The organism is Pleurocapsa sp. CCALA 161 (assembly GCF_003003995.1).
In the GTDB taxonomy this organism is placed as follows: Bacteria; Cyanobacteriota; Cyanobacteriia; order Cyanobacteriales; family Xenococcaceae; genus Waterburya.
Window position 1 is genome coordinate 1 of record NZ_PVWF01000030.1, and the last position, 16,734, is coordinate 16,734.

A 16,734-nucleotide genomic window follows, 5' to 3' on the forward strand; every position below is an offset into this window, starting at 1 on the left:
CTAGAATATAAGAGCCAATAGTACAGACTATGTTTAATGTCTGAAACTGAGGATCGTAAAGAGCAATACGACGGTTCATGCCCTGCAAACCTAATTGATGCATTGGTAAAAAGGTAATGTTAAAACCAATAAAGGTCATAACAAAGTGAATTCTACCTAGGGTTTCATTGACCATCCGCCCAGTCATTTTAGGAAACCAGTGATAGACGGCTGCAAATAAGCCAAATACCGAACCACCGAAGAGAACGTAATGGAAGTGAGCCACAATAAAGTAGGTATCGTGGACGTGAATATCAAACGGCACAGCAGCCAACATTACCCCACTCAAACCGCCAATTAAGAAAGAAGAAAGAAAACCAACGGCAAAGATAAAGGCGCTATTAAGACTTAGTTTGCCACCCCAAATAGTCGCACACCAGCTAAATACCTTGATCCCTGTAGGTACAGCAATAATCATGGTGGTTGCCATAAAGAACATCCGCAACCAGCCAGGCGTTCCACTAGAAAACATGTGGTGTGCCCACACAATCAGACCTAAAAAGCTAATTGCTAAACTAGAATAGGCGATCGCTCGATAGCCAAAGACTGGTTTGCGGGCATGAACTGGCAGAACTTCGGAAATTGCGCCAAAAAAGGGCAAAATCATAATATAAACCGCGGGGTGGGAATAGAACCAAAACATGTGTTGGTAAACTATTGGATCTCCGCCCCCCGCAGGATTGAAAAATGCCGTTCCTGCCAACAAGTCAAAGGAAAGCAAGATTAATGCTGCTCCCAATACAGGAGTCCCAATCAAAATTAAGCCTGAAGTTGCTAACATTGACCAGCAGAACAAAGGCATACTGTGAATGTCCATATCGGGCATCCGCATTAGTAGGATGGTGGTAACAAAGTTAATTGCCCCAAACATTGAAGATGTTCCCAAGATTAAAATACTGAGAATCCAAATTTCCTCTCCCGATTTACCGCTAATTAAGCTCAAAGGAGGGTAGGAAGTCCACCCAGCTTGAGGCGCGCCGTTGAAAAAGCTACTCATCAATAAGATCCCCCCAGGAGGAATCATCCAGAATGCTACGGCGTTAAGACGAGGAAAAGCCATATCTTCTGCCCCAATCATCAGAGGAATTAAATAGTTAGCGAATGCTGCCCCTGCGGGAATAATCCACAAAAACAACATGATTGTTCCGTGCATTGTCAACAGCTGATTATAGAATTCGGGTTGAACAAAATCAGGATCTGGGGTGGAAAGTTCAGTCCGCATTACCTCTGCTAATGCGCCACCAATAAAATAGAAAAAGAAAGCGGTGACTAGGTATTGAATACCAATTACTTTGTGATCGGTACTAAAACCAAAGTAATCCTGCCACTTTCTTTGAGGATGTTGTTCATGCTCTGGTGGTGCTATTGGAGCATTTCTTTCTAGGGTTGTACTCATGCTTTGTGTAATTAGTGAAATCTGATTGATTGAGGATAGCTCTTGGATTTAAGCTTAAAGCTCTAAGTTTTTAGATTTATTTTTTAGTAGGCTTTAACTGTGCCAAAACATCTGCATCTACGCCCATATCTTTAGCGTAGGGTGCTAAAAATTCTGCATTAGAGTTAGGTACTGAATTCATGGCTACGGATTGACTGCTTTGATCATTCATGGCAAAAGTATTTTCCTGAACCCACTTTTGATAGTCTTCTTCGCTTTGGACATAAAGCTGAGTTTTCATTCCGCCATGGTATGCACCACATAATTCGGCACAAACGACAGGATACTGACCAATTTGATTAGGAGTAAAAACTAAGCTAGTTTCTCTGCCTGGAATGACATCCTGTTTAATCCGAAATTCGGGCAGCCAAAAAGCATGAATTACATCTCCCGCAGTCATATTCAACGCTACTGGACGATTGACGGGGACATGTATTTCCCCTGAAATTACACCAGTCTCAGGATAAGTAAACACCCAGGCATACTGAATGCCATTTACCTTAATCTCTAAAGGGTTCATGCCCTGTTTAGAGTCTGGAGATGCCCCCAAACCTAAAGCAATATTTTGTTGATGGGGGTCTAAAGCAACTAACTGTGAATGATGATGATGGGCATGAGCCATTTGGGGACCTGGATCTCCTGCTGTCATTGGGTCTAGCCCTCCCATACGGTTATAGATCTCAAAGCTATAGATAGAGAGGATAAAAACAATTACTGTGGGAATAGCAGTCCAGACGATTTCTAAAGGTACATTACCTTCTATTGGAGGTCCATCGGTAGTGTCTCCTTTAGCGCGGCGGAATTTAATCACAGAGTAGACCAAAACACCTTCAACTAAAAGAAATAAACCAGTGGCAATGGTCATCATGAAGTTAAAGAGCTGATCGACATCTCCCGCATCGCTTGATGCTGCTGTTGGTAAGAGTCCGTGGTTTTGACCGTACCAGAGACTGATTAAAGTCATCGCCACTCCGGCGATCAGGGTAAGTATGCTACTGGGAATGTTCACGGTATATAGTTAAAGTTATTAGTTGCAAGGTTTTCTGTTTCTAGTATATTGGTCAGTTCAAGATGTTTGAATTTCACAATTCTTTACCAAAATAATCTAGGCAGAGCAGTGGGTATTTACCCTTGAAATTTTCAGTTACAAAATTAATTCTAAGTCTACCTAATAGGTTAGATCAAATTACTAATAAATAAACAGGTATCAAAGTAAAGCCAACGACAATCTGGGAGTTTCTTTAGATTTTATTCGGGATCTAGTAAACCATATCTACAGCTAGTAGCGTAATTATTAAATTATCCTGACAAATTTAACTTTTTCTTTATGAAATTAGATTTTATTAGCTAATTTCATGGAGCAATCTGAAGAATATCTAATAAAGATAAAGCTACCAATAAAAAGATAGATAGAGTGTAAATAGCAAAAAATTAAAAGGTGAGCGATAAAAATCTAATTTGCTATTAAAGCGATCGCACTCATTAGCAGAAAATATTTCACTTTAAATATTCAACCAAGTTTTATCCTGATTAAGTTTGCTATGACCGAATCATTATTTCAATCGTCCAATGTTTTACCACAAATATCTCAGCCCCAGGTGTGGATACGCCGTTTAGTCTGGAAAATTGCGATCGCAACTTTATTGTTGATGGCGGTAGGTAGCGCCACGAGAGTTATGAATGCAGGTTTAGCCTGTCCTGACTGGCCATTGTGCTATGGTCAGCTTGTTCCTACAAGACAAATGAACCTCCAGGTGTTTCTCGAATGGTTTCATCGCTTAGATGCAGCTTTGATTGGCATAAGTGCGATCGCTTTGTCTGGCTTATCTTGGTGGTTTCGCCAAAAGTTACCTAAATGGCTGCCCTGGGCGACAACCTTTGCTTTATTCCTAATTGTTTTTCAAGGAATTTTAGGAGGATTAACGGTCACTCAGTTACTACGTTTTGATATCGTTACGGCTCATTTGGGTACAGCACTGTTATTTTTTAGTACCTTAATCATCATCGGTACGGCTTTGACCCCCTATCAGGGTACAGGTGTAGCAGGAAAACTACGTTGGCTAGGCTTGAGTGCTGCTGTTTTAGTCTATCTACAGAGTATTTTAGGTGGATTAGTTGGGTCACGCTGGGCATTACATCAGTGTTTTGGGGGATCGCAACTATGTAATGTGATGAATGCTCATATCTTAGGAGTAGTACCCCCTACTCTAGCTACCATTGCCGTAGTTTGGTTGGCTTGGAAAACCCCTGGCTTAAACGGTAATCTCCGCACCCTAGCCAACGTAGCAGCAGGATTGGTTAGTCTCCAAATTTTGCTGGGTATTGCTACCTTTAGACTGCATCTTCAGGTTGAACCTTTAACCGTGACCCACCAAGCAGTAGGAGCAAGTTTGCTGGGAGTATTAATTGCTTTTACTGTATTAGCCATGCGAGATAGCGCCCCAGAATCAATTATTTAGCCATCTATGCCATTTATAGCGCTCATTTTTCAAATATACCTACACGCCATACATATACATCCGTACATCTAGCTCAATTGTACATCTAGCTCAATTACAGGAAGAATCGTAATGACAGGGACAAGTATTGCTCGCCAGAATCAAAACCTAACTGAAGTAATAAAAAGCTATTACCAACTAACAAAACCGCGAATTATACCTTTACTATTGATCACCACCGCAGCATCAATGTGGATCGCCTCTGATGGTAGAGTAGATCCTTTCTTACTACTAATAACTTTATTAGGTGGAACATTGGCAGCAGCCTCGGCACAGGTGATGAACTGTATCTACGACCAAGATATTGACTACACCATGACGCGGACTCGCAAACGCCCGATTCCTTCAGGTAAAGTACAACCTCGTCATGCTCTAATTTTTGCCATTGTTTTAGGAGTATTATCTTTTTCCCTGCTAACAATCTTCGCTAATCTATTGGCTGCACTGTTAGCCATGTCGGGTATTATCTTCTATATGTTGATCTACACCCACTGGCTCAAGCGACACACGACTCAAAACATTGTGATTGGCGGTGCAGCAGGTTCAATCCCCCCTTTAGTAGGTTGGGCTGCGGTAACAGGAGATTTGAGTTTAACTCCCTGGCTATTATTTGCCATAATTTTCCTTTGGACTCCTCCCCATTTTTGGGCTTTGGCATTAATGATCAAAGAAGACTACGCCGAAGTTGATATTCCCATGTTACCTGTTGTTGAAGGGGAAGAAGCCACCGTTAAGCAAATCTGGGTATATAGTTTATTAGTAGTTCCCTGTAGTTTATTGTTGATGTACCCATTTGGTAACTTAGGAATTATTTATGGCGCGATCGCATTTTACCTGGGATCTAAGTTTCTCTATAAAGCCTGGAAATTAAAACAAGACCCCACTAGCAATCAATTAGCGCGGGAAATGTTCAAGTATTCCATTTTCTACATGATGCTCTTATCCGTAGGCATGATTGTTGATACTTTACCGATCACACAAAGGGTGATGGGAATGATATTTACCTGCGGTGCTTGAGTAATCACTGAATAATTTTGTGGACAAAGAAAACAGAAGAGGCAAAGAAAAATGTGAACTTTTTACGAGCCTCTTTCCTCTTTATTTATTTATTTTTATTTATTAATTATATTTACAGCGTTTTTCACGTTAGTAGACCACAGTTATTAGAATGATTAGAAAAGGCTTAAAGCTTATGGCTTATAGCTTAGAGCTGCGAGTTAATTAAGAGCGTAGTCTATTCAATTGGAAACGGCTGTATGTTAGAGTCTGCCGAAATTGTTCTACAAAAATATACTAGTAAAGATATTCCTTTACTATTTGAAGCTGTTAAGGTTTCAGTAGATCGTGTTTATCCTTGGCTACCTTGGTGTCATCCTAACTATACAATTGCCGAAACTGAAGCCTGGATAAAAACAAGACCTCAACGTTGGAATGAGGGTAAAGAATTTGGTTTTAGTATACGCGATCGCCAAGGTATCATAGTCGGCGGTTGTGGCATAGGTATTGGATTATCGTCTTGGTTTGGTAATCTAGGTTACTGGTTAAGAACTGGATATACAGGAAAAGGATATGCAACAAAAGCAACAAAGCTATTAGCTAGGTTTGGGGTTCAACAGTTGCAATTAAAACGTATTGAAATTATAGCTTCAGTAGAGAATATTAATAGTCAGCGTGTTGCAGAAAGAGCAGGTGCTTGTAGGGAAGGAATAAGTAGAAACAGGCTATTAATCCATGACAAATTTCATGATGCCGTAGTCTATTCTTTTATTCCAAACGACTTTGGCGTTGAGTAATCTGGTTAAAACTAGTTTAAATTTAGTTAGTGGTACTATGACTGATTATTGTTAAACAGTTAAAAAAATATTGGATCGCTATTTTATCCAGGGCAGTATTAGTGTATATGTAGTAATACGGACAAATTAAAGTATTTATTTATGCTTTCCTTGCAAAATCCCCAGACCTCCGAGCAATCCCAGCTAGCCCAGACTAATCGTATTTTGCTAGTCGAAGATGAAGACTTAATCAGAGATATGGTTACCGTAGCTCTAGAAGAAGAAGGTTACGAAGTTCATTCTGCCAGCAATGGTAGGGCTGCTTTAAACATTCTCCAAAGCCCAGATTTTAGCCGAGATAAATTGGCTCCAGACTTAATCATTCTGGACTTAATGTTGCCAGAGGTAAACGGATTAGATATCTGTCGTCTGCTACGCTATCAAGGAGACTTTACGCCAATATTGGTAATTAGCGCCAAAAGCAGCGAAACAGACCGCGTATTGGGTCTAGAAGTAGGAGCAGATGACTATTTAACTAAACCTTTTAGTATGAGAGAATTAATTGCTCGCTGTCGGGCATTAATACGTCGTCAGGGCTACACTACCATTTCATCTCCCAGTTCAGTCCAAAAGTATCGTGATATTAGTCTGTTCCCCCAAGAATGTCGTGTCACAGTCAGGGACGTTGAAGTCAATTTGTCCCCTAAAGAATTTCGGTTGTTGGAATTATTTATGAGCTATCCCCGTCGAGTTTGGTCAAGAGAACAGCTAATTGAGCAAGTTTGGGGGCTAGATTTTTTGGGGGATACCAAAACCGTTGATGTTCACATCCGCTGGTTGCGAGAAAAACTAGAGTTAGAACCAAGTCAGCCAGAATATTTAATCACAGTTAGAGGTTTCGGCTATCGTTTTGGCTAAAACCTTTTTTTATGAGCAATTTTTTTTGTTATCCAAGTGTTTGTCCCTAGCTACTGTTGAACCCAAGGACTGATAGCTTTATAATCACCAAGATTGATCGCCAAACAACTAAATTTATAAATTTAATTGATGCCAGTTGTAAAATTGACTAGAGTTACCTCAGTATCAATTGAGCAACTATTTTTTTGTGACAATTTTTAGTTTTTTTTTAGGGCTGCTGCTTGGTCTAGGAATCTATGCAAGTCAGCAATATAGATTTAACCAACAGTTAAAGAAAACCCTTCGCTCCTATGTGGGGAATAAAAATGAAGATGTATCTTTGCCCTTGCAATCTTTAATTCGTTTAGAATTAACCGAACTTAATCGCCAGCGTCAACAGCTCGAACAGGATAAACAAGCTTGGCAAGAGCTAATTGAGCAAGCTCCGATTGGCTACTTGCAGGTAGATGCCGACAATCAGCTTTTAGGCTGTAACCAAACGGCAAAAGATTTGCTCCACATCGATTCTCAACGATCGCTGCGAGTGCGTTTACTACTGGAGTTAGTCCGTTCCTACGATCTCGATCAGCTAATTGAATTAACTCGCAATTCTCAACGTTCTCAGACCAAAGAATGGATTTTTTATTTCACTCGTTACGTCTCGCCTCAACAACCAGAGTTGCCAACAAATAGCGCCCAACCGCTACAGAAAATAGTGGAATCGATCGCCCTTAAAGGATCGGGATTTCCCTTGCCAAAACAGCAGGTAGGAGTATTTATCGAAAACCGTCAACCTTTGCTGGAATTATCCCAGTCTCGGGATCGCACTTTTGCCGATCTCACCCATGAACTACGCACTCCCCTAACATCAATCTCTCTGGTCGCAGAGAATTTGCTCCGACGCTTACAAGATCCTGAACGTCGCTGGGTCGAGCAAATGCGACAAGAAACCAATCGGCTGATTGAATTAGTCCAAGAGTGGTTAGATTTAACTCAGCTTCAGGCGACACCAAATCAAGCTTTAAAATACGAAACGTTCAGACTAGACGATTTAGTGGAGTCAGTGTGGCAAACCCTAGAACCTATCGCCAAACGCAAGGAAGTAACTCTAGCTTATAACGGCGATCGCCAGATGAGCATTTGCGCTGATCGTTCTCGTTTAATTCAAGTTTTTCTCAATCTATTAGATAATGCCATCAAGCACAATTCAATCGGCAAACAAATCTTAATTCAAGTATCCGAGTCGTCAACACAACCTAATCTTAAAAATCAAATTAAGATTGATATAATTGATTCGGGTACAGGGTTTAATAATTCAGACATTCCCTTCATCTTTGAAAGACTCTATCGAGGAGATAAATCTCGTACCAGAGAACCAAGTAATTCTACTGATGGGAGCGGATTAGGACTGGCTATTGTCGAGCAAATTGTTCGCGCTCATGGCGGTACAATTTCTGCTAAGAATCATCCCCTCAGAGGTGGAGCATGGGTGGAAATTTTGCTACCTACGGATAAAGCAAAAAACTCCTAATTTCGTTTAGTTAATTTGAATACATTTGAGCTATTAAGTTTAAACAGTTTAAACTTATTTTGCTATTGATTTGCGATTAATAATTAATACCCATTTAAATGGTATAAAATATATAAAACGCACTTTAAATTATTTGTTTATTACATTTCTTTGAATATATACGCAGCTATTGCTGCTTAACTTTTTTTTCCGAACCATTGATAAATACATACACATAATAATGTAAGTTTAGTGACTTTTACTCCCGATGCTAATTCTTCAGAAGCAAATCAATTAGAGCGTTCTCTGAGGAAGGTTCAGCAAGAAGTACTGCGAATGGGTACTTTGGTTGAACAGTCATTTCGCCTTAGCCACCAATCCTTATTCGAGGCGGATCTTGATGCGATTCCTAAATTGCTGGTTTTAGAAAAGCAAATTGACATTTACTACCGCCAAATAGAGTCTGACTGCGCCACCTTAATGACCCTTCAAGCACCTGTAGCCCAAGACTTAAGAATGCTTAGTGCTTTTATACAGTTGGTACGAGATCTCGAAAGGATCGGCGACTACGCCCAAGACCTAAGCGAAATGGCTGTAAAGCTCATCAAATACCCACCTCAGTCGATTTTGCCTGAAATTGCCCAAATGTCAGAACATGCTCAACTAATGCTCGCCACTAGCTTGGTAGCTTTAGCAGACTTAGATGGGAGTTCAGGGGGTAGAGTTAAAGAATATGATGATATTGTTGATGATGCTCACGATCGCATTTACAATGCGATCGCAATGCAAAAAAATGTGCCAGGGGTAGTCGAACCAGTTTTACTTTTAGGCTTGATTATCCGTCATTTAGAAAGAATGGCAGACCACGCTACCAATATTAGTCAGCGTGTTACCTACATTGTTACGGGCAAGAGAAACTAGTTTACTAGTTCTTCCTCAAGTCAAAAGTTAGAAGTACGGACGCACGATCATTCGCCCGTGCAAAAGTCCGATTGAAATCTTTGCTTTTATATATTTATATATTATATATAGACAAGACAATTTTTTAACAGCAGCAGATGTCCATTTAAGCTGATTAATTGTCTTGTCTTAACCCCAGCTTTAAATTAATTTAACCGCTTGATTAAATTATTCTTATAATATAGATAGATTGAAATCTAAAGCTATAAGTAGAACCTTCCCTGGATTCCTAATATTACTATTTCAGGTGTCAAGGTCTTGTTAATCTCAGCGTTACAATAAAATAGACTAAGTAAAATTATCGATTAGGGGTGTGCGGTCAATAAAATGTCACGATATACAGTTAATTGATCTGGGGGTTGTTTATACTAATCACATAAGCCAGTTAAGATTTTTCTTGTGACAAAATCAAACTGTCGAAAATACTACAAAAACGTAGCTTATTTACATTTTAGGTGTGTGAGGATACATATGATTAGATTATTTTGGCAAGCGGCTAAAGTTGCTCCAGTTTTATTTGCAGCCTGTTTATTTTCCGCCAACAGTGCTTCAGCACAAAGTGTTCCTGCGGACAAAGAAGCAGTCAATCAAACTTTAGAACAAATTAATAACTATCAACAATTAAATCAAAACAATCAGTCTCAGGTAACAAACGTCAATCAATTAAGAGACGTTTCCCCTACTGATTGGGCATACGAAGCATTGCGCAGTCTAGTTGACCGTTACGGCTGTATTGCTGGTTTTCCTAACCAAACTTACCGTGGCGACCAAGCCTTGACTCGTTATGAATTTGCTGCTGGTTTAAATTCCTGCTTAAATCAAATTGAACGTTTGATTGCTAGCAATTCAAGTAGTGTCGATCAAGAACAGCTAGATACTATCAACCGTCTGCAACAAGAGTTTGAAGCGGAACTAGCTACTCTTGGCGGTAGAGTTGACGAGATTGAAAGCCGTACTGCGGTATTAGAAGATAGCCAGTTTTCTACTACTACTAAACTTAAAGGTGAAGCTATTTTCTCCGTTTCCGATGCCTTCGGCGATGTTGCTGATAATGATGGTGTTGAAGACAATAGCGATGAAAATGACTTACAAACTACCTTGAGCAATCGCGTTCGTCTAAACTTTGACACTAGTTTCACAGGTAAAGACCGTTTGAGAGCTAGGCTTCAAGCTGGAAACATAACTGAGTATGACAACGATGCGACTGGCACAAATTCCACTCGCCTTGGTTATGAAAATAACAATGATAATAATATCGAAATTGCCGACTTGCACTACCGTTTCCCTGTAGGTGAAAAAGCTAATGTTTGGGTTGGAACTGAAGGGTTAGACCTAGATGATGTTTTCAATGTCAACAACCCTCAGCTTGAAGATAGCGGTACAGGTGCTTTAACTCGCTTTAACCGTTATAACCCACTACTTTTCCGTGGTGTTGAAGGTGCTGGTGCTGGTGTCAACTTAGATATCATTGAAGATAAGGTAGGGGTTAACGTTGCATATCTAACTGATAATGCCAGTGATTCGTCACAAGGGGAAGGTTTATTCAACGGCTCATATAATGCTGGCGCACAGCTAGAGTTTGCTCCATTTGAAGCTTTACAACTAACTGCAACCTATGTTCGTGACTATCAGAGTGGTAGCACAGTGGATGATGATGGTGATGTAGTAGGTGCTGTTAATTATGGCGGTGGCACTGTTAGTGGGGCGGTAGTTCAGCCCTTTGGTGCAGGTGTTGCTAGTAAGGCTGATAAGTTTGGTCTAGGTGCTAGTTTCAACGTTGGCGAAAAAATTGCTTTAGGTGCCTTTGGTGGTTATGCTAATGCTGACAGTTTAGGTGCTGGAGACGATCAGTCTGGTGATATTTGGACATGGGGTGCTAACGCATCTCTACTTGACTTAGTTAAAGAAGGTTCTGTACTATCCATTGCAGGTGGTATGCTGCCTAGATTCACTTCTGATGATGTAGCAGAAGACGAAGACACGTCTTACTTAGTTGAAGCACTTTACAAGTTCCCTCTGAGCGACAACATTTCTATCACTCCTGGTGCATATGCTGTGTTTAACGCTAACCATGACACCACCAATGACACTGTTTATGTAGGTGTAGTTCGTACTACCTTTGAATTCTAAATTGAAATTCTAGAATTTAGATTCAATTTACTTCCATTTGAGGCAAGGTTAATCAACCTTGCCTTTTTTCATATCGGGTTATGCAAATAGTACTAAATCCATTTCATATAGGTTACTTAAAAAATTGTTAATTTTTTGTTAACCTGTTCTTGATATATAAGTAAACAAAACAAGCTAAATTAATGTAGCTATTAAAACAAAAATCCTTGTTTGCTAAAATTTTTCTTTAATAGTTGGTTGTTCAATAAATATTAATTCACCTAATCTAGCAATTACCAGCAATTTATATATGGTGTCTACAGTTTTTTTTAAACGTCAAGCTTTTTTTGCTCCTTTTCTAGCCCTAACTTTGAGTCTTACTGCCTGTGGTGGCACTGGCACTCAAACCCAGACTCAGGCTCCTAACCAAACTGATGATGGTGATAGTGCTCAGTCTGTATCTTTAACTGGTGCTGGGGCAAGCTTTCCTGCTCCTTTATATCAAAAATGGTTTTCTGAATATAATAAACAAAATCCTAATGTTCAAGTTTCTTATCAATCCGTTGGTAGCGGTGCGGGAGTAGAACAGTTTACCCAGGGTACAGTAGACTTTGGGGCTAGCGATGTGGCGATGGATGACGAAGAAATGGCTGCGGTAGAAAGAGGGGTGGCATTATTACCCATGACCGCAGGAAGTATTGTTTTAGCTTATAACTTACCAGATGTGACTGGGCTTAAACTTTCGCGTCAAGTATATGCCGATATACTACTGGGTAAAATTACAAAATGGAATGATCCAGCGATCGCCAAAATCAATCCTGATGCTACACTACCAGATACTGACATTACCGTAGTTTATCGTTCTGATGGGAGTGGTACTACTGGAGTATTTACCAAGCATCTAAGCGCAATTAGCCCTGAATGGTCTGAAAAAGTTGGTGAAGGTAAAACCGTAGAATGGCCGACAGGCGTGGGCGCTAAGGGGAATGAAGGCGTGACGGCACAGATTCTGCAAACCGAAGGTTCTTTGGGTTACATTGAATACGGTTATGCTAAACAGCAAGATATTGCCACAGCAACTTTAGAAAATAAAGCAGGTCAATATATCGCTCCTTCTAGCGAAACTGCGGCTGGGGCTTTGAGTGCAGCAACTTTACCTGAAAACTTAAGAGCATTTATTGCCGATCCCGAAGGACAAAATTCTTATCCCATTGTGACCTATACTTGGCTGCTAGCATATCAGAATTATGACGATCCTAATAAACTTAAAGCTTTGAAAGATGTAGTAAACTGGTCACTAACTGATGGACAGGCTTTTGCTGATGAACTAGGCTATATTCCTTTACCTCCAACTGTTGTGGAGAAAGTTCAGGCAAAATTAAAGACAATTCAAAGCAAGTAAAGCCTCAAGCTGCTCAAGCAAAAAAAACTGTTGAGGTTGTCTATTACCCATTGCTAAACTAATTTTCCCTGTCAGTCATGATGGGGAATTTTTGTGTTGAATTTCTACTTTTGCTTAGAAGTCTTATTATGGAGATAGTTAATAGTCGATCTGGCTACTGGCTATTTATAGATTATCGGCTCTGGACTAATAAATTGCGATCGCTATATGCACAGATATTTACAGCGAAACTGTATAAATTTTGTAGTGATGCGATCCCGAGCGTGATTACCCTATCATTAGAAGTCAATTATTTTTAAACAGCATAATCAATCAACCCGATGTCAGAAAAACAATTATTATTGGTAGACGATGAGCCAGGAATTAGAGAATCAGTCCAGGCTTATTTAGAGGATACTGAAGGCTGGAATGTTACCGCAGCTAGCACTGCTGATGAGGCGTGGCAAAATATTGAATCTCAGACTCCAGATTTGATTATTTCCGATATTATGATGCCAGAAGTTAATGGCTATCAATTCCTCGCCAAACTACGAGAAGATCCACGCTATCGTTCTATTCCTGTAGTTTTTCTGACTGCTAGAGGTATGACCAGCGATCGCATTCAAGGATATGAGTCTGGGTGTGATGCTTATCTATCCAAACCTTTCGATCCCGAAGAATTAGAAGCGATCGTCAAAAATCTGCTGTCTAAAACCCCCATCAGTAGCGGTAATGGCGATAGTAGTGCTGAATTAGAAAAAATCACCAAAGAATTAGTCGAAATCAAAGCCAAGTTAGACGATAAGTTAGGGGGAGGAGGTGGAATTAACGTAACTCCTCCTCCCATCAAAATAGACTTAACCCCACGGGAACAAAGCGTTTTGGATCTAGTAGCACAGGGCTTAATGAATAAAGAAATTGCTCGCGAGTTAAGCACTAGCGTCAGAAACGTCGAAAAATATGTCAGTCGTTTGTTTGGCAAGACAGGTACTAATAGCCGTACTGAACTTGTGCGTTTTGCCCTACAGCATGGTTTAACTCAATGAGCAAAAATAGACAATTGCTAATTATTTGATGTTATAAAACTAAGTTATATATAACAAAATTGCTATAAATTGAAAATTCCAACATGATAGCTCATACTACTTACTTTGAGATGTTGACGACAAAATATTTAGGCGCATTTTTTCCCGCGATCGCTTTGGATAGTCTCTTTTCCACTCAGGGGATAATGGTGATGCTTTTGGTGGCTTATGCAGGGGCAATGTGGATGTTTCTCAGCAGCGCACCGAAAGTATATACGGTTATGGTATCAGACTTGCAAAATGCCCAGCGGTTTTATGAGGGATTGTTAGATTTGCCCGCAGCGGATGTACCCTTGCACTATTATTATAATTATGAACAGACGATGGGAGCAGGAGGGCTCGACCCCTTGTATATGTCGGCAACTCCTGGTAATACGAGTTTCAGCGGTGCAGATGGGCTTTGGTATCAATTGAGAAAAAATACCCAACTCCATATTATTGCAGGTGCTAGTGGTGGGTATAAAGAACGTCAACGCCATGTTTGTTTTGACCGCGACTGTTTGGAAGCTTTGTTGTTACGGGTGCAGTCTCGACGCTTAAAGTATAAAATTCGTCGAGATCAACCGTTAAATTTTTTGGTTAAAGATATCGACAATCAAACTATTGAAATGGCAGAAGTATCAAACTAAGCTTTAAAAGCTTTGTACCAATTAACAGTAGAATGTGAGTTTTGTTAGCCTGGATTATTTAGTTGACTAGACAGCAAGCTTAACTTATTTTTGGCTGCTGAATAAAGCTGTAAATCATCTTGATTAGCATCTAGCAATCTTTGATAAGTATTGTGGTCTAAATTAGTACGGATCAAGTCTAATTTTTCGTCTTGAGAAAGGTTGCGTTCAGAGGTTATATTTTTATGAACAGATTGGAACTGAAACAAGGGATAATATTTAGCGATCGCCTGACGATAAAGCTCCATTGATAAATCAAACTCGGCAACAATACCAACTATAGGTAACCAGTCTAAGCCATCTAAGGCTCGTTCTAATTCAGTTTTGTTGGGTTGAGAATTTAGCCAGGAAAATCTGTAGTTTTGAAAATTACGACAGGATCTATTTAGCGGTTGGTCTAGCTGATAGTTAAGATAGCCTGCAAAATCCTTTGATTGGGCTAGTTTGATACTTGCATTTAGAACCTGGCGATGCTTACGTTCGAAATTATATACTGACCAAAGACGAATAAGCGGATGACGCAGAAAAACAATTGGCAATACCAATGTATTATCTAAGCTAGGTAAGGGGAAAAGCGCCGTATGGGAAGAGAAAGCGGAGATATTTTGCTGCTCTAGCCAGTTTTGAACCAAATGAGAATTTGATTGCTGATTAATTTTGGGAAACTCAATTTTACTCCAGGCAGAGCCAAAATTTTGCTTTAAAATAACATCTACTGAAGTTCCCGCATTTTTAAACAAGTGATAGTGTGCCACAATTACATTCTGGGCAGGACACTGATTGGTTACTGAAGAAAATTGACGACTAATACTGTTCATGGATAATTGGTATGCATTTGTTGTTGACATATCATGAACCAACTTTACCTAAATCGTAAAGAAGCCCCAATGCTTCAAATCAAATCACTTGCCAAACGTATTTAGAAAAAACCATTGCAATACTAATTCCTAAGCTCAATCCAACTAATACTTGAAAGGGAGTATGTCCTAGTAACTCTTTTAACCTTTCTTCATTAAAATTGTGTTTCTCTTGGAATAGCTCATCAATTAGCTGATTAAGTATTTTTGCCTGCTTTCCTGCTGCCTGACGAACTCCTGCTGCGTCGTACATCACAATGATGGCAAATAGACAGGCGATCGCAAATTCTGCACTAGACCATCCCATAGTCAGACCAACACTAGTTGCTAAAGCACCGACTAAGGCGGAGTGAGCGCTGGGCATTCCTCCTGGAGCAAGTAAATAAGTCAGGTTGAGCTTACGGCTTCTAATTAAGTCAATGACTAACTTTAATCCCTGTGCCGTAATGCAGGCAATGAGTGCAACTATCAATATCTGGTTGTGTAAGATATCAGCAACTTCCTGCATGGTTGGTTTTCTTTGCCCTAAAATATTGTGTAATTAGATGTAATTAGCGATCGCGAGTTACGATGTAGTTAGCGATCGCTCTCAACGGCTCGGCTTGAATACCATAGTTAGATAGCTCAGCGATCGCACTATCAACCAGCTCTTGTGCTTTGAGTCGAGATTTTTCTAATCCCCACAAACTAGGATAAGTAGCTTTTTGCGCCTGTAAATCTTTACCTGCTGTTTTGCCTAACTGCTCGTCAGTGGCGGTAATATCTAAAATATCATCAATTATCTGAAAAGCTAGACCGATATTTTGCGCATAGCGAGATAGCCTTGCAATGTCTTCTGATTCGGCATTTGCTAAAATTGCTCCGCATACCACAGAAGCTTCTAATAATGCCCCAGTTTTATGGGTATGGATAAAGCTGAGGGTTTCTGCCGTAATATCCAATTTTCCTTCTGATTCTAAATCTAATACCTGTCCCCCAACTAAACCTGCTGCTCCCACAGTATGACCTAAAGCAGCCACTACTCGAATAATATTTTCGGGAGCGACATTATTGGTTTGAGTCGCCACATATTCAAACGCATAAGCTAATAAACCATCCCCCGCCAAAATCGCAATATCGTCCCCATACACTTTATGATTAGTCGGTTTGCCGCGACGAAAATCGTCATTGTCCATCGCGGGTAAATCATCATGAATTAAGGACATGGTGTGAATCATTTCTAAAGCACAGGCTGTAGGCATCGCCATTGCTTGAGTTCCCCCCATCAGGTCGCAGGTTGCCAAGCACAAAATAGGGCGTAGCCTTTTACCTCCCGCCAGTAAAGAATAGCGCATCGCTTCGTAGATTTTTTCGGGTCTGGCGATCGCAATTGATTGATCTAACGCTTGTTCAACTATAATCTGCTGCTGTTTTAAATAGTTGTTCAAGTCAAATATGGCAGGTGTTTCTGGCTCAGTTAGCTGTTTTTTGGCTTGTACCATATAAGAGTCAAATATAGTTGTTAATTCATGGTTTATTATCTC

Annotated in this window: 15 protein-coding genes; 10 read left to right on the forward strand and 5 right to left on the reverse strand. The window is 40.1% G+C overall.

Going from position 1 to position 16,734, the window contains the following annotated elements; genetic code table 11:
- Together C7B62_RS09280 and C7B62_RS09285 are read right to left on the reverse strand one after the other, a co-directional pair.
- The coding region (locus tag C7B62_RS09280) for a cbb3-type cytochrome c oxidase subunit I (protein WP_106235126.1) at positions 1-1,435 on the reverse strand (1,435 nt) is incomplete at its 3' end.
- 76 nt (positions 1,436-1,511) lie between these two features.
- Entirely contained in the window at positions 1,512-2,483 is a 972-nt protein-coding gene (locus C7B62_RS09285; RefSeq protein WP_106235129.1) for a cytochrome c oxidase subunit II, read from the reverse strand.
- A 532-nt stretch (positions 2,484-3,015) separates the two neighbouring features.
- On the opposite strand from C7B62_RS09285, the gene C7B62_RS09290 reads away from it, so the two are divergent.
- From C7B62_RS09290 to C7B62_RS09335, 10 genes are all read left to right on the forward strand, one after another.
- A complete protein-coding gene (locus C7B62_RS09290; RefSeq protein WP_106235131.1) occupies positions 3,016-3,933 on the forward strand; it encodes a heme A synthase in 918 nt (305 codons plus the stop codon).
- Between the two features lie 111 nt (positions 3,934-4,044).
- Positions 4,045-4,989 carry a heme o synthase gene (locus tag C7B62_RS09295; protein ID WP_106235134.1) on the forward strand — a complete coding sequence of 315 codons (945 nt, stop codon included), beginning with the start codon at positions 4,045-4,047 and terminating at the stop codon, positions 4,987-4,989.
- Positions 4,990-5,228: 239 nt separating this feature from the next.
- Positions 5,229-5,765 (forward strand): GNAT family N-acetyltransferase, encoded by a 537-nt coding sequence (locus C7B62_RS09300; RefSeq protein ID WP_106235136.1) that lies wholly within the window; start codon positions 5,229-5,231, stop codon positions 5,763-5,765.
- Positions 5,766-5,906: 141 nt separating this feature from the next.
- A complete protein-coding gene (locus C7B62_RS09305; RefSeq protein WP_106235139.1) occupies positions 5,907-6,662 on the forward strand; it encodes a response regulator transcription factor in 756 nt (251 codons plus the stop codon).
- Between the two features lie 187 nt (positions 6,663-6,849).
- Positions 6,850-8,172, forward strand: coding sequence for a cell wall metabolism sensor histidine kinase WalK (locus tag C7B62_RS09310; protein ID WP_199194121.1), 1,323 nt, complete (start codon positions 6,850-6,852; stop codon positions 8,170-8,172).
- 231 nt (positions 8,173-8,403) lie between these two features.
- Positions 8,404-9,072: a phosphate signaling complex protein PhoU gene (gene phoU / locus C7B62_RS09315; protein ID WP_106235142.1), complete on the forward strand. Its 669-nt coding sequence runs from the start codon at positions 8,404-8,406 to the stop codon at positions 9,070-9,072.
- Between the two features lie 510 nt (positions 9,073-9,582).
- Complete coding sequence (locus C7B62_RS09320; protein ID WP_106235145.1) at positions 9,583-11,241, forward strand: iron uptake porin; 1,659 nt, start codon at positions 9,583-9,585, stop codon at positions 11,239-11,241.
- Between the two features lie 289 nt (positions 11,242-11,530).
- Positions 11,531-12,622 carry a phosphate ABC transporter substrate-binding protein PstS gene (gene pstS / locus C7B62_RS09325; RefSeq protein ID WP_106235148.1) on the forward strand — a complete coding sequence of 364 codons (1,092 nt, stop codon included), beginning with the start codon at positions 11,531-11,533 and terminating at the stop codon, positions 12,620-12,622.
- A gap of 320 nt (positions 12,623-12,942) precedes the next feature.
- Entirely contained in the window at positions 12,943-13,647 is a 705-nt protein-coding gene (locus C7B62_RS09330) for a response regulator transcription factor (protein ID WP_106235150.1), read from the forward strand.
- An 83-nt stretch (positions 13,648-13,730) separates the two neighbouring features.
- Positions 13,731-14,315, forward strand: a complete 585-nt coding sequence (locus C7B62_RS09335; RefSeq protein ID WP_106235153.1) for a glyoxalase-like domain protein — start codon at positions 13,731-13,733, stop codon at positions 14,313-14,315.
- Positions 14,316-14,359: 44 nt separating this feature from the next.
- Here the strand turns inward: C7B62_RS09335 and C7B62_RS09340 are convergent, their stop codons facing one another.
- From C7B62_RS09340 to crtE, 3 genes are read right to left on the reverse strand one after another with little or no spacing between them, the layout of a single operon-like run.
- Positions 14,360-15,202: a sulfotransferase family 2 domain-containing protein gene (locus C7B62_RS09340; RefSeq protein WP_146132075.1), complete on the reverse strand. Its 843-nt coding sequence runs from the start codon at positions 15,200-15,202 to the stop codon at positions 14,360-14,362.
- 49 nt (positions 15,203-15,251) lie between these two features.
- Positions 15,252-15,719, reverse strand: a complete 468-nt coding sequence (locus tag C7B62_RS09345) for a divergent PAP2 family protein (RefSeq protein ID WP_106235157.1) — start codon at positions 15,717-15,719, stop codon at positions 15,252-15,254.
- A 43-nt stretch (positions 15,720-15,762) separates the two neighbouring features.
- Positions 15,763-16,692 (reverse strand): geranylgeranyl diphosphate synthase CrtE, encoded by a 930-nt coding sequence (gene crtE, locus C7B62_RS09350; protein WP_106235159.1) that lies wholly within the window; start codon positions 16,690-16,692, stop codon positions 15,763-15,765.
- Positions 16,693-16,734: the final 42 nt, after the last annotated feature.